We start from the raw sequence: 26,417 nt of genomic DNA, 5'->3' as shown, positions 1-26,417 counted from the left end.
GGTTCGCGCTCGGCGAGGCATCCGCTGGTTGGGCGATCCGGAAACCTGGACGCTTCGGGTATGAGGTTGCCGGTGTGTACGACGTTGACAGGCATGCCTGGCAACGTGATGCGTCGCATGGCGCGGTCATCGCCTCGGCGGTCAGTATTGAGGCCCAGGCGCGCCAATCCCAAGCCGTGATTCCACTGGCGAAGTCGGTTGCGGATCTTGTGGGAGAGTGACGGCCTGTCCTGTTTCAGGCTTGTCGCGCTGTCACGAGGGAGTTGTCGTTGTTGCGTCCCGCTGCCGGTATATCGCAGATCCCGCAGGCCACTGCCGGGTTGGCGTGGAAGGTTCATCGGCGTGGGACCGATGAGATGCGGGTGCGCGACGCGTTGGGTCCGTTGTTCACCGACACCGACTTCACCAGCGGCCGGTTCGCCGGGATGTACTCCCCGCTCGGACAGCCGGGCCTGTCCCCGGCCCTGCTGGCCATGGTGACGATCCTGCAGTTTCGGCACAACCTGTCCGATGCCGACGCGGCGCAGGCGGTGGCCGACCGCATTTCCTGGAAGTACGCCTTGGGCCTGGACCTCGACGACGCCGGGTTCGACCCGTCGGTACTCACCGAGTTCCGGGCCCGGCTGGTCGTCGACGAACGCGCGAACGCGTTGCTGGAACTGATGCTCGACCGGCTCAAGGCCGCCGGGCTGGTCCGCGCTGGTGGCCGGCAGCGAACGGACTCCACGCACGTGATCGCCGGGGTGCGGCGGCTGAACCGGATCGAGACGGTCGGGGAGACCCTGCGGGCGGCGCTGGAGACGATCGCCGGGATCAGCCCGGGCTGGATCGCGGCTGCTGCTGGAGGCCGGATGGGACGAACGGTACGGCCGCAAGGTCGAGACCAGCCGGCTGCTGCGCCGCAAGAACGCCTCCGCGCAGGCCCTGGCCGACCAGATCGGCGCCGACGGAGCCAAACTCCTCTCGGCGATCGACGCCGACCCGGTCGCGGGCTGGATGAACGAACTGCCCGAGGTGGCGACCCTGCGGCTGGTCTGGCAGCAGCAGTACGTCACCACCAGTACCGGCCCGCCGCGGCTGAAGACCACCCAGGAACTGTCCCCAGCGGCCGTGCGGGTGCATTCCCCGTACGACCCCGAGGCCCGCTACAGCAGCAAACACCCCAGCGAACAGCCGCCCGGGCGGCCGACGGAGTGGGTCGGGTCGAAGGTTCACCTGACCGAGTCCTGCGACCCCGACCTGCCCAACCTGGTCACCGACGTGCACACCATGCCAGCCACCGAACCCGACGTGACCGCCACCACCGCCATCCAGGACAAGCTCATCGCCCGCGGCCTAACCCCGGGCGAGCATCTCATGGACGGCGGCTACCCCAGCGCCGCCACCATCACCGCCAGCGCGCAACGGGGCATCACCCTGCTCGCCCCGATCGTCGTGCAGACCGGCCGCAACGCCGGCAAGGGCACCTTCACCCCCGCCGACTTCACCATCAACTGGGCCGCGGGCGTGGCGACCTGCCCCGCCGGGGCCACCAGCCGATCAATGAAACCCGACAAGCGAGACCTGGTCACCTTCGCATTCTCCCGCCGTGACTGCCGGCCCTGCCCGATCCGTGACCGGTGCACCCTGGCCGCCGAACACATCGCCCGCCGGATCACCGTGCACCCCGAGCCCATCCACCAGGCGCGGATGGCAGCCCACACCGCCCAGCACAGCGACCAGTGGCGCAAGACCTACCACGCCCGCGCCGGGATCGAGGGCACCGTCTCCGAAGCTGTCCGCGGCCCGAACCTGCGCCACGCCCGATACCGGGGCCTAGCCAAGACCCACCTGCAGAACGTCGTGAGCGCTATGGCCATCAACATCAGCCGCCTCGGCACCTACTTCGATACCAAACCCGCCACCCAACGCCGACCCACCCGCATCCACCAACTCTGCACTACCTACACCCCGGCAGCAGCCTGACCTGCACATACAGACTTCGCCAGCAGGATCAGCCGTGCACTTCGACCGGTCTTTCAGAGCGGGATGCTGTGTAGGGACGCGACCTTGAACGATCAAGCGCCACGTGAAGGAGGCACCGAGCAAAGGATCGCAGGACAGATCAGCGAGTCCTGCTTGATTTCGGCAACATCAACAGGTGGCTCTGCTAGGTTTTCGGGCGTGGATCTGCTGACTGACGCGATCACCACGCTGGACCAGCGCGGTGTACTCACTCCGCTCGCCGACCTAATCCAGCAGGTGTACCGACGAGCAGCGGAACGTCATGAGCCCGCCCTGGGTGACGACGCGATGAGCTTCGGCACCACAGTGTGGCGGAACCTGACCAACCTCGGCGCCGCTCAGCTCGCTAGCCAGTCCGGCGTGGACGCGCGGATCGAGGACAACTCTCTGGAGATCCTCACCGCCGGTTACATCCTGCGGCTCTACTCACTGCACGGCGGCACCGAATCCAACGTCGAGTCGATCCGCTGGGAGGGCAGCGAGACCCGTCTTGGCGGGGCCGTGGAGAACAGCACAGACGGACAGTTAGCCCTCGACGACGACGAACAGTTCCCACACGCGTTCGCAGGGCTGGTGCCCCGCAAACGGCACATCCGGGTCGCGCACGCCGGTGATATCGACACCGGCGAGGCAGTCGCCTACCTCGGTCTGCCGCGCGACAACCGTAACGGCGGCTCACCGTGGTTCGAAGTCGCCCTATGGTTCGGCGCGCCCGCTCACCCCGCTACCGAGCCAGCTCGTCCAGCGTCCGAGCGCATGCAGCAGCATCACGGCGAACTGCCGATCCCAGACATCGAACTGCAACTGCGTCGCACCACCCGTAGTGCGGGCGTGTCGATGTCTGCATGATCCGAGGATCGAGTCGCGCCGCCACGCCAGCCTTGGCGGTGGCGGCGTTCCAGCCGCACGCGCTCACGCTGGCACGGCGGTGGCGCCGTATGTCCAAGAAGCAGCTTGCGGTACACACCGGGGTCACGCCCGCCGCCGTCAGCCAGTACGAACTCGGTCAGGCTCGACCCTCCGCCGGCGTCCTGGGTCGGCTTGCTCTCGCCCTTGCGTTGCCCGTCGAGTTCTTCGCCGCCGGGTTTCCGACACTCGCCACGCCGGGTCATGCGCATTTCCGAAGCTTGCGGGTCACCACGCAGGCCGAACGCGATCAGGCCCTCGCCTTCGGGGAAATCGCATGGCGGGTCATCGACGTGCTGCAGCGCTATGTTCACCTTCCTGATCTACGGCTACCACAGCTCGACCTGCCGGAACCAGCGACGACAGCGGGCATCGAGGGCGCCGCGATCGAGGCCCGTGCCGCTTTCGAACTTGGTGATGAGCCGATTCCCCACGTCACACGGCTGCTTGAGTCGCACGGCATCATCATTCTCACCCTGCCCGACGCCTCCGACCGAGTGGACGCCTTCTCTCACTGGTACGGACAACGACCGTTTGTTTTTACCAGTCCCAGCAAGAACGATAGAGCCCGGTCAAGGATGGACGCTGCCCATGAGCTCGGCCACCTGCTGCTGCACCACGACGCCGAGCCCGGAAGCCAGATCCTTGAAGGGCAGGCCACCGCGTTCGCCTCGCAGTTCCTCGTCCCGACCAGTCGCCTACGGGACGAACTGCCTGGACGGCTCGATTTCGACCGTCTTCATGAGCTCAAAAGGCGCTGGGGTATGTCGCTGAAGGCGCTTATCTATCGAGGTCATAAGATCGGCGTCTACCGTGACCACACCTACCGCCGCGGGATGACCCTGCTCGCCGAGTGGGGCTACCCGGAGCCCGGCGATCTCGGTCCGCGCGAAGTGCCATCCATCGCGGGGCAGGCGGTGCGCCTGCTCGCTTCCGAGGGTGTCCACCTCGATGCGTTGGCGGCGCGGTCGGCGATGCCCATCGAGTTTCTCGAAGCCGTCGTCGCCGCAGGTACGGAATTCGTCTCCGGCCGGACGGACACCCCAACCCCTTGAGCTGAACGCTGCCGCCGACGATCGGAGGTCGTTACGCGAGGGACCCACGTAGCTGCGGCGCCACCGGACGACGGCCCGAACTCCCATCGCTAACCGTTGGCGGTGGTGGCGACGTAGGTACCACGGCCTACGACCGTGGCTACGAGTCCACGGTCGCGGAGGAGTTGGATCGCTTTGCGGGCGGTTCCTCGGGCGACTGCATACTCCTGGACGAGCTGGTTCTCCGACGGGATCGGCCGGTTCGGCAGAAGTTCGCCCGCGTCGATGCGTGCCTGGATGGCGTCTGCCACCTGCACGTATAGCGGGGTAGGCCCTTCACGGTCGATCACCTCCTGACCATCCCATCGGCCGGAGACCCATAGTCGCCGAGGGGTAACCATGGTGAGCCATGTACAGGCATGGTGAACAGGCGTAGGCTCTAAGCTGCTGCAACTACAGCGCTACGCCGGTAGCCAGCACGGCCCGCGGCACCGTCAAGGGCCAGGCAGTGTTAACCAGCCAGCTCGGCGTCGATGGTCGTGCGGCGCCTCTCAGCGAGAACAAGCCAGGGCCCTGGGCCCGACAGAGCGGGTACTGGTCCCGCTCGGACGCCGCAGCCGCCGTCATGCCGATCAAACCCGCAGGGCACGGCTTGGCTAAGAACGCAACCTCTGAAACCTGTTGCACGGTGTCACGCCGCTGCTTGTCAGCCGCCCAGTGACAGGCCGACCCATCCACGCGTCTATGCGGCACGGCGCGAGCTCGGTGAAACGGCTCTATCGCCAGCCAACTAGCCGTTGAACCGGAACGAGAAGTACGAGCGACAGACACGGGGATCACATGAGCAACACTGCCGGAATCTTCAAACGATGCGGCTGCATCGACCCGACGACCAAGCGGCGCTGGGGCGAACGCTGCCCACGCCTACCCGAACCGGACCACGGCAGCTGGTACTTCACCAGTGCGATCCACGACCTGCTCGGGCGGACCGAACGCGTGCGCTGCGGCGGCTTTCCCAGCGAGCAGGCCGCTCGTGAAGCCCGCGACGAGTTCCTGCGGCTGTCGGCCGAGGAACGCACCGCACAGAACTGGACCGTCAAACGATGGCTGCAGTACTGGATAGCCGGCCGCACCCCGGATCCGGCCCACCACGGCGGCGAACTACAGCCACGACATCCAGCGATTCCTGATCTCAGCCGTCGGCCATCTCACCCTCGCCGAGCTGACCACGCGGCAACTCACCGCAGCCTTCGCCGAGATCGGCAGGGCCACCAACCGCTACGGGCACAGGCACACCGTCTGCACGCTGCAACATCTGCACCGAACACTGCGGGCAGCGCTCAACGCCGCGGTCCGCGACGGCATCATCGTCACCAACCCGGCGGTCGGGGTGGAACTACCGGCCCGCGAACGCTCACACGCCGAGGTCTGGACGCCGCCGCGGGTGGCCGCGTGGCGGGCTACTGGCGAGCGCCCCGTCGTCGCGGTCTGGACGCCGGAACAACTCGCCGAGTTTCTGCAATCAGTACGCCACGACAACCTGTACGCCTTGTGGTGGCTCCTCGCGGCGCGTGGCCTGCGCCGTGGCGAAGCCGCCGGACTGCGGTGGACCGACGTCGACCTCGATAACGCCCAGCTGGCCATCGCCCGTCAGCGCACCACGGTCGGCTACACCGTCCACGAAGGGGCACCCAAGTCCGCTACCAGCCGCCGAATCGTCGCGCTGGACCCCTACAGCGTGCAGGTCCTGCGTCTGCACCGTCGAGGCCAGGAGCGGCGACAGGAACGCCGTGACGACGCCGGAAAGCTTTGCCTGCCCAGTGGGTATTCTTCACCAGGCCCGACGGCGCGCCGTTCCATCCCGGCTACTTCAGCCAACGCTTCCGTCTGCTCATCGACCGGGCTGACCTGCCACCGATTCGCCTGCAGGACCTGCGCCACGGAACAGCCAGCCTCGCCCACAGCGCCGGCGCCGATCTCAAGACGATCCAGGGCCTCCTCGGGCACTCCACGATCGCGATGACCGCGGACGTGTACACCAACGTGCTCCCCGCCGTGCAACGCACTGAGGCCGAAGCTACCGCCCGGCTGATCCTCGGGGTTGGCGACGATCGTCTGGCAGGCCGCCCCGTCACCAAACGGGTCATTCAGCGTCCCCGACGCCCTCACGCAGGTCAGCGACCGAACGCAGCCGAGGTCCCGGCCGCCAAACGACGCCGTGTCGCGCGCAACGCCAGGGCAGCCCGGCGTAGAGCGGGCGGAACCTTCTGACGTGTTATCAGATGGTCGGGACTCGGAATCGCTTCGCGTACGGCAAGAGAAGATGTCGCTGAGCTGCGAAAACAGTGAACGCCGTCCCACGATCACAAGCGGATGTCCCGCCAGATGGGACCGTTGTGTTCCTGTTGTGATCGGGCGTTCGGAATGTGTTCGAGCCGAGAATCGCGGCGGATACGCCCTCTGAGCTGCACAAACGTGAGGCAGGACCGCGCCCCACATGCGCCCCACACGAAAGCAGGGAATATAGCCGGTTGGCTATATTCCCTGCTTTCGTGTGGGGCGCCCGAAGGGACTCGAACCCCTAACCTTCTGATCCGTAGTCAGACGCTTCGGGCGCAGAGGACCACTTGTACCATCTCACGAAAACGTGTCGTTTCGCAAGGGCTCCGTACTCGAACGGCGCGATACGTATCCGCAGGTCCACGCGATCTCGCTTCCCGTCGGAACCGCCGGACTCGCGAGCGCTCGGCGTCCGTGCTGGTTTGGTGCGGGTTGTGCTCGACAGTTGTGCTACGTCCGATCACGCTAGGAACACAACGCGATCCCGACGATCGGTCCCACGCTCGATGGCAGCCGCCCTCCGGCGCGGCCGCCTGGCGGACGGATCAGCGGGATCGTCCGACCCATGCCTGGTGGCTGTCGGCGACGTGCAGGTCACCGGATCGTCGTCCCTGCAGGATTCCGGTGCGCATCCGTCCTTCGATCACTTGCAGCCCGCGGCTTTCTGGATGAAGCAGGTCGCGGGAGATCATGATCGGTGGTACGAGCCACGTTCCCTCGTTCTCCCAGGCGTCCTGAATTCGTTGCGGGCGCTTGCTCAGCCAGTAGACGTGATCTGCCGCGACCTCCTCGAGCCACTCCTGGTCGCTGGGGCCGGTGGGTATCGATTTGAGTTCTGCAACGGGGACGTCCTCAAGGTTCCACCGGATTCGTGCGAGGTCGAGGTCTTCGTAGTCTCTGAGGAATTCAAGGTGTTCACCGTGGTCGTAGAGCCACTGCCGCACCACGTCGTCGGGCCACCGCAAGTCGGCGATCGCTTCGAGCTGCAGGAAGACCCGAAGGTCTTGGTCCCGGTCGGCCGGGGGAAGGTTCTTCAGGAAGATCGGCACGCTGCCTCGCACTCGGGTCATCTCGTCGGTATGCCTGACTCAACGACCGGAGCCGCCTCGTGTGGGACATGCCGGCTCGCCATCGGCCGGCGCCTCGGGAGTGGTGCGTGACCCTATGCCGCTGGAGGCTCGGTGGCGCGCCGTACCAGCTCTGCGTACGTCCACTGCGCGTCGCCTACATGGTCATGGCCGTCGAACCGGCCGAGGTTTGCCACGTGCCCTCCGCCCATGAGCTGGAACTGTGCGTGCCAACCCGAGTCTCGGGTAAGGATGACCGGCTCGTCGATGTCCGGGAACTGATCTGCCGTGATATCCAGGATCAGCCCGTCCTGCTCGAGCCACGCATGCGTGTGGAACGGCTCGTCCCGCTTGCCCGACCGGTACTGCCAGTCACCGAGCCCCGAGTCGGCGAGGAACTGGCCCAGCAGCTCGCACGCGTCTCCGCATGAGCCCTTCGGAAACTCGGCGAGGCTGACCATCCGGAGGCCACCTCGCTCCAGCCCTGCACGGAATGCGGACGCGGCCGCACGCACCGCCGTTTCGTGATCATCATTGAGCCCGCGCGGATACATTGCTAGAGGTTATGCATAGACAGTGAGGCGGGGCTAACTGAATACCGATCGAGGAGCTGCACAACGTACGTGCAGGACTGGTACACGCCAGTGAGGCAGTGTCCGTGGATGAGGACTTCGCTTTGCTGTCGTCGGCGAAGTTCGACACCGACAGGATCGAGGTGACCGAGCGCTTCGGCCTGAAGCCGATCCTGCCGCTGACCACCGTGCTTCCGTTCGAGCGCCATGTCCGGTGGGCACACAACCCGAGACGAAGAAGCCCCAGGTCAGGAAGCCGAAACACGCCGAGCAGCCCGTGCAACCGCAGGCACCCACGGCGCACCTACGTGACACCCACTGTCCACACCGGACGAACGACGATGGCGCCTGGCCTGCGTTTCAGCAGGCCAGGCGCCAGTCGATCAAGCTTGCCCGAAGGGACTCGAACCCTAACCTTTGATCCGTAGTGCTTGCTGATGTCACTCGAATGGTTATCGAGTCGTCCAGCGGTGGGTTCGTTGTTACCGTCCTCGACTGGGGCACGCACGAGGTTGGCGAATCACAGTATGAGGCGGGAATGGCAGAGCGTAAGCGAGGCCGTGGAACCGGTCGGGTGTCGCTCGGCAAGCGGATCGCGAGCCGCAACCGTGACAGCCTTCTTGCGTTGTTGACCGCGGCGGGCGCGAGCCCGAGCATCCGTCACCGCTGGCCGTCCGTTGGCCATCTGCTGTCGCTGGCGCTGCGTAGCTCAAGCGGCGGACGCGCGGTTGACGTGGTGGATCTGCCGGGTTTGGTCGAGGAGTGCCTGACCGACGACCCACGCATCAGCCGGTACGAGGACTTCGTTCCGGCGGATCCCCGGCTCGTTGTTCTGGGACGTGTCGGCGCGGACGTTGTGCGACTGTTTCCTGGGTCCGTGGAACGGCCGGTCGCAGACCTCGCCCGATGGGCCCTGGTCGCGCAGGCTACGGACTCGTACTTGATCGAGGAGCTCGGGTTCGGCATCAGCCACTTTACTGAGCTGGCCCTTCGCTACGCCGACTACGCGGTCACCGTGATTGCGCCGGCATGGCCGGCCGCGCCAGCGGACGACGACGAGTCCGTCTCGCTCGAACCGGATGAGCTGGCGGCGGTTCAGAACTTGCTTGGCTCGCCCGTGCCGGCAGGACTGCTGGTCTCGCCGCAGGCTCAGGCCGCGTACGACTGGGCGACCGCACCATTCGGGACGCTGAGCTACGACGTCACAGATCCGAACAGTGCCTTCGGGCGCTACCTGGCGGTGTCGCTGACGAAGCCTGAAGTCGTGCCGGAGCAGCGGTTCTGGTTGCCGCCTGCCTTCTTGCCCGAGGCCACAGCACATGGCGTCGTTGAGCTGGCGGCGCGAGCCGCCGAGGAACCCCGAGTCGCTCGGCGGTTCGCCCAGATGGCGGCCGATCGCCTTCGCCGGGCGCTATTCCGTTTCGCCGACGAAGTACTCGGCGCGCCCGATGGCGTTGACGGGCCTTCGGTCAGCACCACCGACGACGTCGTGCAGTGGGTCGCGCTGATCGGTGACGGACGGGCACTTGCGGTTCAGCTGGTGACGCAGCTCAAGCCGGGCCCTCCGCCCTACCCAGGACCTCCCGAGGCGTACCGGGTAGCCCAAGCGGCACGTCGGTACCCCGATCGGCCGGTCCGCGTCCGCGTTCCTGGTGGGGTGCTCGACCTCGGCCCTGGGCTTGAGGTGGTCCCACTGCTGGTCGTCGCGTCGTCGGGGCACGTCGCCCCGCCCTCTCAGCCGCAGGGCCTGCCGATCATGTCCTTGGACGACGTCATCTGGGCTTCGACCACGGCCGACGAGGAGACGGACCTGTACCTGTTCTGCCGCGAGCTCGCTCGAGGTACCAGAGGCAAGTTGCTCGCCTTCGAGGCGATCAACATCTGGCAGTGGTGGCACGCCAACGGCAAGACGCTGTTCGGCGGTGCGCACGCGCCCCACATGATCTCGATCGAACCGCACTGGGGCATGGCCGAGTGGGAGCGCAGCGCGGGTCACGCCGGCCTGGAACAGGCGCTCGCTACCCTTGAGCTGTCACCGATCCAGGACTGGATGGGCGCCACGGATCCCGCAGTCGGGCCGCCGTCGGTGTATGGCTGGTCGTCCTGCAGCGTCCAACTGCAGGGCGAGCCCGAGCCGCACCGCGACCCGGCCGATACAACGATGCCGACGCCGATCGGCTGGCAGATCCACCTCGGCGAGGTCCCGGTCGCGGTCCGCTGTGCCGACGACGCGTGGGACCCCACCCACCGGGAAACGTTAAACACTCTAGCCGGGGCGTTCGCGTACGGCATCGACCAGATCGCGGGTCCATGGAACGCGGCCCACCACGACGTCGACGTGGCCGGTTATCTCAGCACCCTTCACCGGGCACAGTCCGGTAAATCCCCGGATCAGCCGCCTTCGTCACGCTCGATCGAGCCGGCGAACGTGCATTTCCACGATGGTCCGAAACGGCGGGTCGTGCGGGCTGAGCTGCACGTCGACATCGACCGGCTGATCGAGGACACGGTCGCGGACGGCAATGCCGCAGGCCTGGCCATGGCCGCAGCGTTCCACGACCTGATCCGGCAGGCCACAGTTCCTGAAGGCGCCGCGGAAACGGTGCGAACTGCATGGGAGGCGGCCAAGCCGACCTACGTAGTCGAAAGCACCACGTCGCCGACGGCTCGGCCCTCGCTGCCGGCACCCTGGCCCCTCGATGACGCCCTCGTTGCCGGAGCGCAGCTGGCCGTGGCCGAGGCCGTACGGCGCGCCGGAGTCGAGCCGGGAACCTACACCAGTGACGAAGCCAAGCGGCTCGATGGCCAGGTTCTCGCCCGTGCGGCACTGGCCGAGCTAACCCAACTGCTTAGCCGACACGCTCTGGGCGACCTCGTGGCCACGGGGATGCGCCAACTCGATCGCACGGTCGCCGCCAAAGAACGCGAAATCGCCGACATCCGCCGGGCTCGTACGATGCAGCTGTCCTGGGATCCCGTCACCCGCTCCGCAGAGGTCGAGGAGACGCACCTGCGCCTGCGACGGTGCAACGAGACCGCGATCGAAGCCGCGCTGCGGGCTGAACCCGCCGGGCCGGCACGCGTGGACCAGATCGGCTGGATGCAGATCCTGGCCGCCGCCTGGTCCTACCTCGAAGCGACCGGCCGGAGCGAGGCGATCCACCATCAGCTCAACCCGACCGCGCTCACCATCACGACCAGCTACGAGATCAAGACCGTGCCGGACACCTCGGGCACAGCCGCAACCGCTGGAGCCGGCCAGGGCCGGGTCTACGCCGTAAACGTCACGAAATACCGGCAGGCACGGTTGCTCGAGCAGATGGGTGCACCGCTGTCACTCGATCCTGAGGTTGACTCGGCCACCGAAACCGATGTCCACGTCAGTCCGAGTGGTGATCTCGTTCCCGAGCACCTGGACAAGGCCATGCTGGGCAGCTACGGCGCGTCGGCGGGCGACATCCTGACTGTACTAGTCGCGTTGGCCCGGTGGCCGGTTCCCGCCGTCGGTGACCACCTCGTGATCGTCGAACGCGACGATGCCGTCGCATATCTTCTAGAGGCTACCGACCTCGGTGAGATCGCCGGCGGACCGGACCGAGCGAGCGCTGCCATTACCGTACTCACCAGCACAGTTCCTGATCTTCAGGCAGCTGATTGGCGACCATGGCACGCGCGGAGTCGCAAACGCCGCATCCTCATCCAGCCGCTCGTCGAGCTGCCCGCCGGGACGCTGATGATCGCCCCGTTCTTTTGCTACGCCGCCATGACCGTCTACCTGAACTATCTGCGGCAAGGCCTGCTGCCCTGGAGCCAGCCGGAGCCGCCCAAGGCGATTAATCGGGCTCTGGAAAACATTCGCGACGAACGGAACAAGGCACTCGAAAGCGATGTCGACCACCTGCTTGCCGGCGCGGGATACACCACCCGGTCACAGGTCAAGGAGACGGACCCTGGCCGGCTCGGCGTGCCCTCGCTGTCCGGTGAGATCGACACAGTTGCGGGGCACCTGGGCTCGCGCATCATCTGGCTCCTCGAGGTTAAGGACCCGGCCGACATCTTCGTAACGCCCGAGATCCGCCGGCACCTCGACACCTTCTACGTGGGGCACCGGAGTAAACCGGCGTACCTAACTCAGCTGCAACGCAAGCTCGCCGACCTGGCGCCGTACGCCGCCGAGGTCGCCGCCAAGCTCGGCCTTCCCCCGCTGCCCGCGGACACCGGCTACGTGGTACGACCGCTCTTCGTCACCCGACGCCCGGTGCCGGCGGCATTCGTCGGAGAAGAGACGCCCTTCACCACCGTCGGCGACCTTCTGCGGTTTATCCGCGAGCAGGAATAGATCGACAGACCCCTTTGGGTCTACATCCGTTCCGCGGGCCGCCGCGAGTCTGGCAGGTGGGCCGTAGCGGCAACCGTTATGCCCGGTGCGCGTCAGCCGATCATTCATGGCTCGTTTCAGTCGCCGTTGCTTCCCCCGACCCGATCGAGATGGGCAGCAGGAGGGACCGGCACACTAGGCCGACGATTATGCCGGTTCCGATCGCGTCGGCGGGTTTCGTTGCGGATCTAGAACCATCCGGTCAGGCCGTTGGGCCGGCGTTTGTGTCCGACGGTGTCCGTCCATGTGCCCTGACCGCCGGCCTGTGCCGGCGTGCCGGTCCCCTTTGCGATACGACCCTGAGTACGTTGTCAGAGCCAGCAGGTGAAGAAGTGTTCGAGTTCCAAACTCGGCGAATGATCTCCGATTCTGCACGCTGACCCCCGCGCGATTTGGCGGTGCCGCACGATAGCTGTCTACGTCGAAGGCGTATTCGAGCGGGATCTCGGAGACCTGGTGGATCGGCGAGAAGCCTGGACTGCTGTAAAGTCGCGGACTACTACTCGCCTCCAGACTTCGGCGTTTCGCGCCCGTGCCTCCTGGAGCCACTTCGGTTGGTCGTGTGGATACGGGGTAGGGAGCCGTTCGCCCCAGAACAATCCGATCAGTGTTCTTCCTGCCGCATAGCTGCGGAGGGTGTCTTCACGGATGTATAGCAGGTTGCCCTCGAAGCGGCTGGGGGCACTGAAGGTCAACGCCACGACGGTTCCGTCGGGTCCGCGTTGGCCAAAGGTTTGTGGTTCGGCCTTGAGTTGCATTGCCGTGGACAGGTTGCGTGAGGGGACGAGCGGGTGGCCGGCGTCGTTGAGGGGGGAGTGATACCCCTCCCAACCGAATTGATGCATCAAGATCTCGGCTGGGACCAGGGTCTGGTTTTCAAGCTGGATGGACCCGAGATACGGATCATCCTGGGGGTCGTCTTCATGGATGTGGGCGAAATGCGGATGCCAGGGAATCTCGCCGGCGAATGTGTAGTGGTCTTCGGGTGCTTCAGGAATCCAATGACGGCCTGGGTACGGACGTGACTGGAGCGCTTCTCGGATGACGTCGACGTGCTCGGGTGCGACCAGTGCAGTCACGAGTAGCCCCCAAACCCTTCGGCCAGGGGTCTGTCCCTTGGTGGAGAGGTACCCTCCGACCGCGACCCAGGGTCCGGGGTGAGTGTTGAGTTCGGCCGGGTACATCAGTTCGTCGGAGACGTCTACCTTGCCGAGGATGACCCACTCTTCGTCAGTGGCCGGCGTCGGCGTGGCCCAGTCCCCGATGGCGACGGGAAGCGGGGCTGGCCTCTCGGGGAATGACGGATCGATTCCGAGGTCGGAGAGACGCTCGGAGCGGGGCTTCAGATCTCCCCGGTCATCGAGCGCGCCGGCGTGCCCGTAAAAGGCGATCCAGCTGTACTTCTTGCCGTATCGCTCGGGGTTGCCTTCCCGATCTGCGTCTCGGTACGAGCGTTCGGCAATCATGGCATCGATAGCTCCGAACTTGTCGTGTGACCAACCCAGCTCTACGACCGCGCTGCGCACGTTGGCCAGAACTTGCTGGTATCCGGGATCGTCGAAGTCGTAGTTGCCGCGCTCTGGTAGCAGCCGTCCAAGGGTGTAGTTCTCGAAGTCCATATGCATGGCGCCACGAACGTCCTGAACGCGCGGATCGGAGTCCGCAAGGATGTTAATGGCGGGACCGGCACCGAAGGCGATCCGTCCGTCGCCGTCCAGGACCGCTGTGTCCGAGTCGGGGTAGTGCGTGGCTGCGAAGGTGAAGATGCCGTGGACGTGTAGGCGGGTTAGCCAGTGGCTGGTCGGGTGGCGGGCGGCTGGCCCGATGAGCGTTTCGGCGAGGGCTGCCAGGAACGGAGGAAGCGCTTGGGCGATCGTCGTGTCGTGCACCTGGTGGGCCATGATGACGCCGTAGCTCGCCGCGGCCATCCGCTCGGAGACGTACTCGTCGTTGATGTCGAACGACTCCACGGTCATCGTGAACAGCGCCTTGGGATCGTGTCGCCCGAACCAATACAGCGACCTGGTGGCCTGATCCCGTAGCGCCCGCACGGTGCTAGTCAAGGTCCACATAGCCCAGCGTGCCCGAAGCGGGTCGTGAGACGTCCGAACTGGTGATGCGCGCCATCCAGCTTCCAGGCCCCGAAGGTCGCGCGCCATTGCCCGCCAGTCCTTGCGCGTCCACTCGGTCCAGCGAAGGTCGCGTTCGTGGACAGACATCGCTTTGAGCGTCACGTGGAGGAAGTCGGCATTGAGCGGGTGGTTGCGGGAGGCCCGGGTCTCTCGTAGCCGGCGCAGAACGATCGCGGATGAGTTCGGTGGCGCGGTCCGAACGTGTTCGGCCAACGCCTCAACGGTTGGCGTGTCGAGGTACGTGGACTCCAGCCCTGCGGACAGAGTCAGTGCCCAGATGCGCATCTCGTCGGGCACGATGGCCCACAGCTGCCGACGGTGGAGGCGCGGCAGCAGGCCAGCCAACGCGACGAAGATGTCTTCGGCGAGAGGATGCCTGTCACCCCGGTCGCCGGCGAAAGCGGCGACGGTTGCCGGATCGTTGAGCCATGCGCCCATCTGATCTCGGCTCCGGGTGGCGATGATCGCCTGGGCGATGATGTGTCCAGCGAGGGCGTCGTAACTGACAATCACCCCGACCTCGCCGGTATCGCCGATCGGGTCCCGGAGTAGCACGCTCTCCTGCTCCAGCGCCCGCATCAGACTGCCCTCCCATCTGGCGCCGTTGTCGATGAGTCCGCGCAGCCTGGAGACCCGGAATCCGTAAGCCTTGTACTTCCACAGGCGCAGGCCGATCTTCTCCAAGCCCTCGTGGACATCACTCTCGTAGAAGCGGTGTCCTACGGGCGACAACTCTGCGACCCGTGCGGCGACCTGCTCCAGATATCTGACAAACACCGCGGTCAACGAGTGCGGAATCGACTCGACACCAACAACGTGCTCCCGGTCGGGGTTGGCCACCTCGCAGAACAGCCGGAGCGTCAACGGATGATCGAGTAACCCCTCGGGCAGATCGGCGTCGCCGGGGTCGATCTTGTAATACTCCATGTAGCGAGCGACCGCCGACTCCTGGTCGGCGGCGAACCCGTCGATAGTGACCTGGAGCGTGTCGGACGGCAGACACTCCTCCACAAACGTCGACCTCAGTGTGCACACCAGTAGGACGTGCGGATACTCCAACAAGACGCTCTTGACGCCGGCGATTAGGGTCTTCCAGACACGGGGATCTTCAGCTTCATTCAGCCCGTCGATGATGATCGGCAACCGGCGGCGAGCGCGTTCGCCTGCGGCGTCGACGGCGGCGATCAGCGCATCCATGCTCGCACACGGCTGCCCGTTCACCGTGACCTGGCGGGCGAGGTCGTCGAGCGTCCCCCGGGCGGACAGCCCGTGTCCGCGGAGGAATACGCCTGCCGGGCGTGCCTCCTCCGCTGCCGTTACCTGAGCGGACAGGTGGGTCTTGCCGTTCCCGGCTGCCGCAGTGATCGCGACGATCTCCACCTGGGTGTCTCGATCGGTCACCTGGAGGAGCTCATGTGCCTGGTTCAGGTCGTCCAGCGCGTTGGTCACCGACATAGAAGGCTGGCGTCGTGCACGAAGCCGGCGGGGAAGCTGACGTGCGTCCTTGGGAAGCGTTGGCACATTCAAAGCGAGGTCCTGCAGCGACTCCCAGTCCCCGGCGGCGAGGGCGTTAGTCACCTCGGACAGGTGAACGGCTGTCTCTTCAAGGTGCGCGAGGACCGGCTCGACAGACTTCCCCAAGTCCTCGGGTAGGCCGGCGCGGTCAGCGTTGATCGCTGTCTGAGCCGCCCGAAGTCGGGTCACGGCGCCGTGGAGTTCCTCCCGGGCGTGCTTCCCACCGAGCATCCGCAGTAGCGCACGTTCGGCGTCGACCGGCTGATGTGCCTCGGGCAACCATCGGAAGAGGACCGGCGCGACAGCCCGGGTGTGCAGGGCGCGAAGCGCATCGTCAGTGAGAATCAACTCCCCGAAGTAGGTGCTTCGGTAGATCTCGCCCGGCCCAGCAAGAAGTTCCTCGATGTTGTGGCCGGTCCACAAGGTCAAGGTCATGCCGTAGCTGTCGAGCCCGTAGAACCAATCTTGGTCGTCCTTGGTGAGCGGGTGCTTGGTCCACAAGACCCAATCCGTGACGCCGGGGATGTGGGTGGCGGTCTTCTTGATCCCGTCCTCGATGACCTTCTTACGGGTGTTGCCGATCGCTCTACCAGGCGGGAGGTCGTACCACTTGCACTGCCAGCCGTACCAACGCCCGGCATCGCCCAGCGAGCAGGCTTCCCGAAGCTTGAGGTGGAACTCCACGCCAGGTTGGTTCGCCAGCGCCTTGAAGTCTCCGAAAGACCCGTAGTGGCGGTGGATCAGGTGGCGGGCGAGATTCTCGAAGTTGTTCTGCTGGCTGCCAGGAAGCGCGGCGAAGACGTCCCAATTCACGCTGGTCATGTTGGCTACGCCCGGTTCATCACAGTGACTTCGCCCGCTCTGGGAAGTCGTGCGCCGAGAAGACCTCGATGCGGGCGCCCCTGTCGAGCAAGAGCTTCATGTAGGCGGACACATCGGGCTCGTCGGTCCTGAGAATCACCGTGTTGTCGTGCAGCTTCGTCGTGACGTCGTAGCAAAACTGCTCCAGCTCGGTGGCGCTGAGGGAGTAGAGGTGCAGCGCCCGGATGACGTTGGACAAGGCTTCGGGGAAGCGCCTGGTTGGTTCACCGACGACCAGGCGGCCAGCCTCCATCTCGATGTTCGCCGCCGTCTCCATCTCCTCGATGGCCTGCTTAACTGCCTCCGCGTCACCGGCGGTCGCGAAGTGGCCGATCATCACGAGGTTCATTGAGTGTTCCGATCCGTACCCCACCCAGATTCTCACGCCGCGCCTCTGCCCTCGCGGAGAACGTGCAGCGCCGCCATGACCCCGGCATCATCCACGGCGACCCCCTCCAAGTCGTAGGACGACCACTTCAGAACACCCTGCGCATCCACATGAGCATAGGCTTCCGACGGCAGCTCTCCGGTCAGCGGTACGCATACGGGCAGCCCGTCAGCCCCTGCAGCGCTGACCGTGAGGCGCAACGCCGGATCGTTGTTGCAGACCCACTCGCGCAGCCGCGTGGCCGTGTCCTCGTCTATGCCGGACCGGTGTACGGTCGGCTGTTCCGGCAGCAGGAGGAACTCCGACGCGCCAGCCTTCACCGCGATGTCCACTGCGCTGTCGAGATCGCCTATCGTATCGGCGTTCACCACGAAGTTGATCCCGAACGGTGCGACTCGGCGGACATCAGCCAGGCGCGCCAACAGCGTGGCGAACGGACGCCCTCTGAGCCGCTTGTACGTGGCACCGACCCCGTCCATGCTGACCCTGACGAAATGCACGGACCCGCGCAGCTCGTCACACAGCCCGGCGGTGAGCCGGTGCCCGTGCGTCGTGAATGTGACCGCCAGCCCGGTTTGGCTAGCTACCGTCGAGCACAGGCTCGTGAAACCCGGAAACAGCGTCGGCTCCCCACCGCCGAAGCCCACACCAAGGCATCCGTTGTCGTCGAGTTCTCTCAGCCAGCCCACAACGCGCGTCGCGTTCAGGCGGGCATTCAGCTTGGGTGCGTAGCAATAAGGGCAAGCCAGATCGCAGGTATTGGTGAGTGCGATGGACACCTGCCGAGGTGCCTGATCCCATGCCTGCGGGTCCACCGGCACCTCGTCGAGGAGAACGTTGAGCCCGGTAGCCGCATCGAAGAGATGCACGCCAACCCGCGTGCGCCGAACTTTCACGCCAGACGGAAGACGCGAAGGGCGAGCACGGTCCGACTCGATTGAGGGTTGCATCGCACCTCCAGAACCTGCACCGGAAACACGTAGCCTAGCCGCGTCGCTCGGGTGGAGGGGCGCATCCGCGAGGCGCTGGAGGTCCTCGATGCCGAGCAGGAGGTCGTGGGGAAGACCGCGCCTCGATGTCCCTCGGCCCTGATCCTGGCATGCTCGGCCACCGTCGCCGGCCTTGGGACATCACGGCTGTGTGAGTTGCCGCGATCAGACCTGTCGCTCGTTCAGGTGACATCCGCATGCATGCCCAGCCCTCACCCTGAACATCAGGACGGGCGAGGAGAAGGGCACGGCCATGGCGGACCCAGGTGTGATCTTCAAACGGTGCAGATGCCGCAACGACGCCAGTGCCGACTTGAACTAACCTGTCCGCGGCTCTCCGAGCGTTGTCGTGAAGTCGGCAGTAGCAAGTCGATCGATGCCGGACCCCCAGTCCGCTCACACCCAGTTGGCGGAGTTGTGCACAACGTGATGGCGATCAATGGCAGGGACGTGTCATCGTGAGCGGGCGTGGCGGGTTCGCGGGAGGTGGCGGTGCGATCGAAAGGCCGTTTCCGGGCGCTCGCGGCAGCTCTCCTCGTGGCTATCGCCGGCATCATGACCACCTTCGTCGGCATCGCGATCAACGGCGCGACGGGCGACGACAAACACTGGCCGGGGCCGCTTCGGCTGATTCAAACGCACGCTTGGCCATCCGTAATCGTCCTCACCGTCGTCGGCATCGTTGTGGCGATTCCGTTGTGGCGTCTCAGCAGCGAATCCGGCGACGACGCCGCACCAGGCATCAGCGTCGGCTCTGGCAACGTCAGCCAGGTGACCGGCAGCGGGACGACCAACGTCACGAACATCTTCGGGGACGTGCACCATGGCTCCCGGCAGGCAACGCCGACCTCGCCCGAACCGGCAGGTGACGACCGGGACGTGCCCGGACTTCCCGAGTTCGTACCCGGCACGCTGCATGACCGCCGGAACCTGCTGGGTGATCTCACGGCGAAGATGACGCAACCGGATGGGGTGTTTGTCGAGTTGGTCGGCGTTCCCGGCATCGGCAAGACCGCCATTGTCGCGGAGCTGCTGCGAAAACGGCCGGACAACGTCGCGCCCGGCTACCTCGCCGTGCGGAGAAACCCGGAGTGAACGCCTTCTCCGTGCTGGAGAAGCTCGCCACGGCCGTCGCTGATCCGGCGGATCGGCAGTTGCTGGTCGAACGGCTGAACGACGGCGACTCGGACCTTCTGATGCGGCTCAACGATGTGCTGGGGCAGCTTGGCAGCGGCCGGGTCTGGCTGGTGATCGACGACGCGCAGGATCTCTTCACGGCCAGTTCCGGCAAGTGGCGCGACGAGGCCCTCGGCCTGGTCCTCGACGAACTGGGGAGCAGACCCGGGCACCGCGTCAAGGTCCTGCTGGCGACCGAGGTGCCACTGCCCGTTCCCCGCAAGGCGACCGAGTCGGTAACGGAAGGGCTGCCCTTACCGAACTTCCCGGACTTCCTGGGCGATCTGGCGATTCCGGGCGCCCCTGCTCCGCGCGTGGGTGCGCTGGCCAAGGCGACCCACCGGCATCCGCGGACCGCCGAACTGGTGCTCGGCATTCAGGCCATCAACGCACGGTCCGCCGCCGAGCCGCTCGATGTTGCATCGGACGCCACGGCGCTGACGAAGACACTGCTGCTGAGCCTGGACGAGTCTCAGGAACGCGCCCTGCGCCTGCTGGCGGTCCTCGACCGGCCCGTCCGGCCAGCTGTGATCGCCCACCTCGACCGCAGCAGCGCCCACCAGGTGCGTGCCGTGCTCGACCGACTCGTCCTGTGCCGGCTCATCCGGCGACACGACGATCACTACTACCTGCCGGGCGGCGAAGCCGGCCGGATAGCCGGCAATATCCCGGCCGCAGAGATCGCCGCGCAGCGCGGACGAGCAGCGGAGTACCTGGAGAACGCCGCCCTCAAACGGGAAGCCGTCCGCCTCGACGACCTTGAGGACGCCTTCCACGCCGTCGACCTCTTCGTCGATGCGAACGTACCCGGACGGGCGGTCCGGCTGATGGCCGCGCTCGAAGACCGTTACCTCCGGGGCTGGGGGCAGACCGCCGCACTGACGCCGTGGCTGACCCGGATTGCCGGCGGACTTCCCGGGTTCCGGGAACAGGTGCTCTACGTCATGCTGGCCGGCCGCGCGCTGGCCCAGCAGGGCAAACTCGCGAAAGCCATCGAGGTCATCGATGGCGGTGTGATGATGAGCGCCAGGCCGGAGGAACGGACGACGCACCTGGCGTTCCTCGTGCAACTGGCCGCGTACTACTTCCGGGCTGGCCAGGTGGAAAAGGCGGCCGAGCAGTATCAAACCCTGCTCGACCACTCACCCGCCGGGCACAAGGGTGTGTCTACGGCGCACCTGGGTCTGGCGCTATGCCTGGCCGAGGCGGGCGCTTTCACGGCTGCCGATCAACATCTCGATGCTGCTGAATCGGACGTGCAGTCCGCCGATCCGAACGTCGCACTTCCACTCCTCTACCTGCGCGCTTTGATCAACTTTGAACGGGGCGAGGACGGTCTGACCGTCGTGCAACTGAAGCAGACGCGGGAACGGGCGGAGAAGCTGAACAAACGCGTCGTGACCGCACGCTGCGACGACCTGGCCGCGTGGGTGTGGCTGCTCCGGCGAGACCTCCGTCGAGCCGAGGCACGCACATGACGTGGCGGTCCGGGTCGGCGATCCGGATCTCTGGAGCACCGCAGGCACGACTCTGGCGGTCGTCGAGCTCAGCCTGGGCGCTCCGGATCGCGCCTTCGCCGCGGCGAGCCTGGCCACCCGGTACGCCCAGGGTCTGTTTGCGGCCGAGGCCTTCGCCGTGCAGGGCGTCGCCGCTCTCCGCGAAGGCGACACGGGTGAGCGCACCCTGCATGCCTTCGCGACGGCCGCCGACCTGGCTCGTGACCTGCGGGCCACGGCGCCTGGCAGCTATCGTACGTATGAGGTCGAAGGTCTCGCGCTCGCGGGGCTCACGTTGCTGCGACCCGAATTGGGCGAGCAGGCGGCGCTCAGCGCCTATCAGGCGGCCCAACAGATCTTGAACCTGGGAGGCGCACGGTTCCGGCGGCGCGAGCTCTTCGCCGCCCTGACCGCGAACTGGCCGGGCAGTCCGCTGCCCCGGGTGAGGGCAATGCTCGGCTGATCAGATCCAGCCGTGGTGTTGCGCCGTGATGAGCGCGTCCGTCCGGTTCCGCGCACCAATCCGGGTATACAGGTCCCGGAGCAGGCGGAACATCATGCGCTCGGAGTAGCCGGCCTCGGCCGCCAACCGACCGACAGTGGTGCCCCGCGCCAGGCTACGCAGCCGTCCCGCTCGGTCTGCGAAGGCTCGGTCGACACGGTCGAGTCCGCCACGGGTGCGGCCAACTCGCGCAACACCTCGACCGGAACCACGCTCTCGCCACGCACCACCGCCCGGAACCGCTCACGGAACGCCGACGGGGTGGCATCCCGGGCCATGACACAAGCCGCCCCGGCGCGCAGTGCCCGCACGGAGTCACGCACCGACATCTGCTCAAGCAGGGCCACCACCACGAGGCCGGCGGCTGTGCGGTGCAGCCCCTCGAGCGTGCGCCAGTCCGCCTCGGCCTGCAGCGTGAGGATGACGATGGTGGTCTGCTCGTCGCGGACCCACGCGAAGAGATCGTCCGGCGTCTCAGACTCGAAGCCGGCGTCGCGCAGAATCTCGACGACGCCGTGCCGGAAGACGGGCAGGGGATCCGTCACGGCGATCCGCACCTGCATGGAACCGTGACCTCCTCCAGACCAGGGGACAAGCGCTCGTCGATCCTCGTCGACGCGTCGGCCGGTGCGCCAGCCAGACACCCCATGGCAGGATCGTGCCGCCCCGATGGCGTCATGGACCGGCAGACCCAACCGCACCTAGCGTGATTGCCATGTCACCGCCCGGCATTACCCCGGAATGGTCGTCATCGGACTATTTCGACGACGACGGCGATCTCAACTGGCCGATCCGAAACGTCGGGGATCTCCGGTCCGCCGTCCGGAAATGCCTCGCCACCGCGGCGTGATCGCAGGCCGGTCTGGCGGCGCACTTCGAGGCGCTGAACAGGGCCGCTGTTCGCCTGGAACAGACTGCGGCCAACAGCCAGTACCTGATCGATGCGACTGTGCACTTGAGGAATGCCGCGGCCGTGGTGGAACAAGCGCATGCGATGCTCCAATCGGCCCACGACAACGGCAACGCCTATCTCGATAGCCTTTAGACGTGGCGCGGCAGGCCACCGTGGTGGCTGTGGTCATTACGACGGATCTACGTCGAGACAATCCCACTGACGTGCGGCGTCAACCGACGGTCGGACCACTGACGGGCGCGTCGAATACGGCGAGATCAGGGCAGCAGCGTCAGTGTCGGCCGCCTGAGGCGGGCGTCCCCTCTAGGACGCGGTGGCCAGTGAGGCCCGCTGTGGGGCGCCGGTTGGCATGTAGGTCGGCGCCGCCCACGCCGCGCACCCTCGTGCGCAGTTGACCACTTGATTCCACGGATCGGGGGAATCCCCGAATGACAGAGGCCGCAAATCGCCCGTATGGTGCGCTGGGCCGGGTTAATCAGCTGCTATAGCCGCCATGGTCAACGATCCTGAGGACCGTCGAGTCGTCGGCACGAACCCGTGCCCGATAGTCCAAGAGGTCGTGGAAGAGATGACACCAGGTTCGCGGATCCCGAGCACCGCCCGGACGCGCTGGCTTCGGATGGCTGCAACGCTCCTTGCAGTGCCTATGCTGGGTGTCGCACTGGCGCCGGCCACTGGACACGCCGCCGTTGGTCGTGCCGAGACGACCGGTGGCGCGGCGAACACCTGGACCAACTACACCAACGCCGGCGGCACCGCTGGGCCGCGTATCGCGGCCTACGCCACCGTGCAGATCAGCTGCAAGGTGCGTGGCTTCCAGGTGGCAGACGGCAATCCGTGGTGGTACCGAGTCGGGTCGTCGCCCTGGAACGACAGCTTCTACGTGTCCGCCGACGCGTTCTACAACAACGGCGCGACCTCCGGCAGCCTGCGTGGCACACCGTGGGTCGACCCCGCCGTGCCGGACTGCGGCGCCGCCCCCGGCGCACCAGAGGCCTCCACTGCTTCGGTGACGCTGGCTCGCGGCCCAGCCGCTCCGGCCGGCTACCGGTACGCGATCACATTGACCGGATTCACACCGAACACCGCGGTTAGCGTCCGCTGCTACGACTCCGTCTCTCCCGGCGGCTTCTACACCTTCACCCTGACGACGAACACGACTGGTTCAGCCGCGACGCAGAGCTACTGCTACTCCGGCGACGGACCGGACCACTGGGTCGTCGCGGACGGGCGCGTCACGTCCAACCACGTCACGTGGACCGCAGCGCCCGGCGGCGGCACCTCGGCATCCGGCGGCGCAACCTCTGGCGGGTCGACGAGCAACAGCGGCGGCACGGCCGGATACTTCCCGACCCACATCAGGCTGCGCGGTGATGCCGGTGCCAGAGAGCGCGCTCTGCTACAACTGGCCCCGCAGCTCGACAAGGCCGCCACGAACGCGAAGATCCAAGGTCAGACCTTGGCGCACATCATCTACCACGAGGGCGGCAACTACCTGTCCGCGCGCAAGGGCGCGACACAGAAGTCGGAGATGCTGTACTCCGGGTCGGTCGGGATCGGTCAGATGCGCGTCGACACCGCGAAGTTGGTGGCGTTGAAGGTCTACCGGGACTGGTCCACGGTCGACAGCGAAGACATCGTGGTGCGCACCAATCTCATCTACAACACCGACTACGCGCTGCGGTACGCGGCCGGCTACGTGGCGCTGCTACAGCAGGCGGGGATTTCCGGTGACTTCCAGCTGTTTATGGCGTACTCGCTCAGCGTCGACGCCGCGAAAGCGTGGAAGGCGAAGTCGTACAGCATGACACCGTCCGTGCTCGACGCCTTGGGCTTCAACACCCGCATCTTCATCGAACGCAAGCGGCACTACGACGACGCGGTGCGAGCCATCGGCAGATGACAACTGCGGAGGCGCTGTCCGGGCACAGGGCATCGTGCGCGGTACGGCGCCTTTCCTCCAAATTGCAGCTCGGCAATGCCGTCTGCCTGCTGTTTCACCAGACCTCGAAAGCAGCTCGCGACCTCAGGTCGCCATAGCGACTCGGCACAGATCCTGCTCAGCGACGCCCGTCCATGTGAATCGGGGAGCAAGTTTCACGGGGCGTCGACGCCATGCGACCGTGACACTACGAACACCAATCAATACAATGAGTGTCCGCCGCATGGGAGGTGGGCATGGCCAAGGGCACGTCCTCGGGGTTGCTGGACGAGCAGCATGCCCAGTCGATCTTTAAGCACAAGATCCTTGGCACCTACGTGATGCCCTTCGCGGAGATGACCGGCTCGAAAGCGCCCGGTCGGCGGGTCGTCGTCCTCGACGGGTTCGCCGGCCGGGGTCGGTACCCGGATGGCAGTCCGGGCTCGGCGGAGCTGATCCTGAAGACGTCGGCCAGCGCCGCGCAGGCGGTCATCGAGTCGGTGCTGGTGGAGAAGAAGCCGTCTGACTTCAAGCGACTGTCGGCGGTGGTTGCCGAGTATCGCTCCCGGGGAGTCCAGTCGGAGGCGCAGCCCGGCGAAGTCCTGTCTCATCTACCGGCAGTCCTGCGGCAGGCGGAAGGTGTGCCGCTGTTTCTGTTCCTGGACCCGTGCGGGGCGAATCTTCCGTTCACGGAGCTAGCAAATGTGCTTGGTGGAACGCGTCGGGGAGTGTGGCCCTCGACCGAGGTTCTCCTGAACTTCAGTGCGGATCTGACCCGCCGGGCCGCTGGTGCGCTGAAGGCCGGGCTGCTCGACCACGACGCGTTGCCGGTGATGGACCGCACCTGCGGCGGTACATGGTGGCGCCAATGCGCGCTCGACGCCCACAATGCCTCGGCGGCCCGCGACTTCGAGTCCGCCACCTTCGCGGTGGCGGAGGAGTATGCGCGCCGGCTGGCCGCTGTGGGCGGCATGCATCCGGTGACCGTTCCCGTACGGCGCCGCGTACATCACCAGCCGATCTACCACCTGATCTTTCTCAGCCGCCGCACCCACGGAATCTGGGTGTTCGCCGACGCGGTCGCGCGAGCCCGACAGGAGTGGATGCGAGCGCTCGGCCCGGCCGACGATGACGAAGATGACGCGTTGTTCAGCTTCGGCGACACCGTCGATCAACAGATCGAGGCGGAGCAACGTGCCGCGCAGGGTGCCGTGATCCGCAACCTGCGGACCCTGATAGCTGGCCAAGGCCAGGTTCGTCTTGTCGATCATGTCTGGGCGGTATTCGGTGACGCCTACGGCGTGGTCACCGAATCGACGGTCCGCAAGGCCGTGCGTGCCGTGCAGGGTGCGGGCGGACTGACCGTGGTCGGCAACGCGAAGCAACTGCGAGACTTCGTCGTCGCACCGCCCGGCCAAGTCACGCCGTAGCCGCCAGCATCGGCGTTGGCATCTCGTCCCAAGTACGGCCCTCCAGCAGCCGGCCGCCGGCTTTCGGCGTGCGGCCTCCCCACTGCTTGAAGAAAAACGGCACCTCAGCGGCGATGCAGCGGTCCCGGAGTTGGGTCACCCAGGCCGGGTCGATCGGCCGGTGCCGTGGACCGGACTCACCGCCCGCGATGACCCAGCCGACACCGTCAAGGTCGATCGTGTCGAGCGGGCCGAGGAGCGGCTCGCACGAGACGAACCGGACAGCCGCCGGGACGACGCGGAGATCGTTAATACGGGTAAGCGTGGCGACGTCCTCGACGGACACGCCCATCCACAGATTCGCCGGCCAGTCCAGCCGCTCGGCGAGCCTACGCAGTCGCGTCGACCGTTTCGTGAGCACCTGGTAGGTGTGCTGCGGGGTGTCGGCGATGACGGCGAAGACGTCGCGGACAAACCCGATCGGGACGCGGGCGTGGAACAGGTCGCTCATCGAGTTGACGAACACCACGCTCGGCGCGGTCCAGGTGTAAGGCTGCCGCAGCGCGGTCTCATGCACGGTGAGACCGAAGCCGGGCCCGGACGTCCGCGGGTCGCCGTCATTCTGGTACTTGACCGCACCCATTGCCTTGAGCCGCTTGGCCAGCGTCAGCGCATAGCAGTTGTCGCAACCAGCCGAGATCTGGTCGCAACCCGTGGTCGGGTTCCAGGTGACCTCTGTCCACTCGATCGCGGTCCGGGTCGCCACCGGGCATCACCTCCACCAGCCCTCAACGTAGCCAGGCCGATTGATTGC

Annotated in this window: 20 protein-coding genes and 1 pseudogene; 11 read left to right on the top strand and 10 right to left on the bottom strand. The window is 66.2% G+C overall.

The genetic code is table 11. The features are described from left to right. Window positions 1-356: 356 nt before the first annotated feature. From Drose_RS39265 to Drose_RS36225, 4 genes and pseudogenes are all read left to right on the top strand, one after another. Window positions 357-572, top strand: a pseudogene (locus Drose_RS39265) (transposase); the annotation flags it as partial. A 424-nt stretch (window positions 573-996) separates the two neighbouring features. Continuing rightward, window positions 997-1,965 (top strand): transposase, encoded by a 969-nt coding sequence (locus Drose_RS36235; protein WP_260725707.1) that lies wholly within the window; start codon window positions 997-999, stop codon window positions 1,963-1,965. Window positions 1,966-2,163: 198 nt separating this feature from the next. Further along, entirely contained in the window at window positions 2,164-2,853 is a 690-nt protein-coding gene (locus Drose_RS36230) for a hypothetical protein (RefSeq protein ID WP_260725706.1), read from the top strand. 89 nt (window positions 2,854-2,942) lie between these two features. Then, a complete protein-coding gene (locus Drose_RS36225) occupies window positions 2,943-3,965 on the top strand; it encodes an XRE family transcriptional regulator (RefSeq protein WP_260725705.1) in 1,023 nt (340 codons plus the stop codon). A gap of 89 nt (window positions 3,966-4,054) precedes the next feature. Here the strand turns inward: Drose_RS36225 and Drose_RS36220 are convergent, their stop codons facing one another. Next, window positions 4,055-4,294 carry a GntR family transcriptional regulator gene (locus Drose_RS36220; protein ID WP_260725704.1) on the bottom strand — a complete coding sequence of 80 codons (240 nt, stop codon included), beginning with the start codon at window positions 4,292-4,294 and terminating at the stop codon, window positions 4,055-4,057. Window positions 4,295-5,466: 1,172 nt separating this feature from the next. Beyond that, on the bottom strand, window positions 5,467-5,625 hold the full coding sequence (locus Drose_RS36215) for a hypothetical protein (protein WP_260725703.1): 159 nt from the start codon (window positions 5,623-5,625) through the stop codon (window positions 5,467-5,469). Window positions 5,626-5,753: 128 nt separating this feature from the next. On the opposite strand from Drose_RS36215, the gene Drose_RS36210 reads away from it, so the two are divergent. Next, window positions 5,754-6,215, top strand: a complete 462-nt coding sequence (locus Drose_RS36210) for a tyrosine-type recombinase/integrase (RefSeq protein WP_260725702.1) — start codon at window positions 5,754-5,756, stop codon at window positions 6,213-6,215. 614 nt (window positions 6,216-6,829) lie between these two features. On the opposite strand, the gene Drose_RS36205 is transcribed toward Drose_RS36210, so the two are convergent. After that, window positions 6,830-7,333, bottom strand: a complete 504-nt coding sequence (locus tag Drose_RS36205; protein ID WP_260725701.1) for a hypothetical protein — start codon at window positions 7,331-7,333, stop codon at window positions 6,830-6,832. Between the two features lie 113 nt (window positions 7,334-7,446). Further along, the gene (locus Drose_RS36200) at window positions 7,447-7,905 is read right to left on the bottom strand and encodes a hypothetical protein (RefSeq protein ID WP_260725700.1); all 459 of its coding nucleotides are present in this window, start codon (window positions 7,903-7,905) and stop codon (window positions 7,447-7,449) included. A 592-nt stretch (window positions 7,906-8,497) separates the two neighbouring features. Here Drose_RS36200 and Drose_RS36195 point away from each other — a divergent pair. Beyond that, complete coding sequence (locus Drose_RS36195) at window positions 8,498-12,262, top strand: hypothetical protein (protein ID WP_260725699.1); 3,765 nt, start codon at window positions 8,498-8,500, stop codon at window positions 12,260-12,262. Between the two features lie 455 nt (window positions 12,263-12,717). On the opposite strand, the gene Drose_RS36190 is transcribed toward Drose_RS36195, so the two are convergent. The 3 genes from Drose_RS36190 to Drose_RS36180 are packed head-to-tail and all read right to left on the bottom strand — an operon-like array spanning window position 12,718 to window position 18,066. Then, window positions 12,718-16,761 (bottom strand): NACHT domain-containing protein, encoded by a 4,044-nt coding sequence (locus Drose_RS36190; protein ID WP_260725698.1) that lies wholly within the window; start codon window positions 16,759-16,761, stop codon window positions 12,718-12,720. A 28-nt stretch (window positions 16,762-16,789) separates the two neighbouring features. Then, window positions 16,790-17,158, bottom strand: coding sequence for a DUF6375 family protein (locus tag Drose_RS36185; RefSeq protein ID WP_260725697.1), 369 nt, complete (start codon window positions 17,156-17,158; stop codon window positions 16,790-16,792). A 32-nt stretch (window positions 17,159-17,190) separates the two neighbouring features. Beyond that, window positions 17,191-18,066 (bottom strand): radical SAM protein, encoded by an 876-nt coding sequence (locus Drose_RS36180; RefSeq protein WP_260725696.1) that lies wholly within the window; start codon window positions 18,064-18,066, stop codon window positions 17,191-17,193. 675 nt (window positions 18,067-18,741) lie between these two features. Between Drose_RS36180 and Drose_RS36175 the strand changes: the two genes are divergently transcribed. From Drose_RS36175 to Drose_RS36165, 3 genes are read left to right on the top strand one after another with little or no spacing between them, the layout of a single operon-like run. Further along, complete coding sequence (locus Drose_RS36175; protein WP_260725695.1) at window positions 18,742-19,281, top strand: hypothetical protein; 540 nt, start codon at window positions 18,742-18,744, stop codon at window positions 19,279-19,281. Continuing rightward, the gene (locus Drose_RS36170; protein WP_260725694.1) at window positions 19,278-20,840 is read left to right on the top strand and encodes a hypothetical protein; all 1,563 of its coding nucleotides are present in this window, start codon (window positions 19,278-19,280) and stop codon (window positions 20,838-20,840) included. The genes Drose_RS36175 and Drose_RS36170 overlap by 4 nt, the downstream gene beginning before the upstream one ends. A gap of 1 nt (window position 20,841) precedes the next feature. Then, window positions 20,842-21,321 carry a hypothetical protein gene (locus tag Drose_RS36165; protein ID WP_260725693.1) on the top strand — a complete coding sequence of 160 codons (480 nt, stop codon included), beginning with the start codon at window positions 20,842-20,844 and terminating at the stop codon, window positions 21,319-21,321. A 92-nt stretch (window positions 21,322-21,413) separates the two neighbouring features. Here the strand turns inward: Drose_RS36165 and Drose_RS36160 are convergent, their stop codons facing one another. Both Drose_RS36160 and Drose_RS36155 read right to left on the bottom strand, forming a co-directional pair. Beyond that, entirely contained in the window at window positions 21,414-21,923 is a 510-nt protein-coding gene (locus tag Drose_RS36160) for a DNA-binding transcriptional response regulator (protein WP_260725692.1), read from the bottom strand. A 185-nt stretch (window positions 21,924-22,108) separates the two neighbouring features. Then, on the bottom strand, window positions 22,109-22,351 hold the full coding sequence (locus Drose_RS36155; protein WP_260725691.1) for a hypothetical protein: 243 nt from the start codon (window positions 22,349-22,351) through the stop codon (window positions 22,109-22,111). 562 nt (window positions 22,352-22,913) lie between these two features. Between Drose_RS36155 and Drose_RS36150 the strand changes: the two genes are divergently transcribed. Further along, window positions 22,914-24,176: a hypothetical protein gene (locus tag Drose_RS36150; protein ID WP_260725690.1), complete on the top strand. Its 1,263-nt coding sequence runs from the start codon at window positions 22,914-22,916 to the stop codon at window positions 24,174-24,176. A gap of 275 nt (window positions 24,177-24,451) precedes the next feature. After that, a complete protein-coding gene (gene tcmP, locus Drose_RS36145) occupies window positions 24,452-25,624 on the top strand; it encodes a three-Cys-motif partner protein TcmP (protein WP_260725689.1) in 1,173 nt (390 codons plus the stop codon). Here tcmP and Drose_RS36140 read toward each other — a convergent pair. Continuing rightward, window positions 25,614-26,369, bottom strand: a complete 756-nt coding sequence (locus tag Drose_RS36140) for a DUF5131 family protein (RefSeq protein ID WP_260725688.1) — start codon at window positions 26,367-26,369, stop codon at window positions 25,614-25,616. The two genes, tcmP and Drose_RS36140, sit on opposite strands and share 11 nt — an antisense overlap. Window positions 26,370-26,417 lie beyond the last annotated feature (48 nt).

It is taken from the genome of Dactylosporangium roseum, from assembly GCF_025264685.1.
GTDB classification, from domain to species: domain Bacteria; phylum Actinomycetota; class Actinomycetes; order Mycobacteriales; family Micromonosporaceae; genus Dactylosporangium; species Dactylosporangium roseum.
Note: the sequence above shows the minus strand (reverse complement) of the source record. Positions and strands in the feature narration are given on the sequence as shown.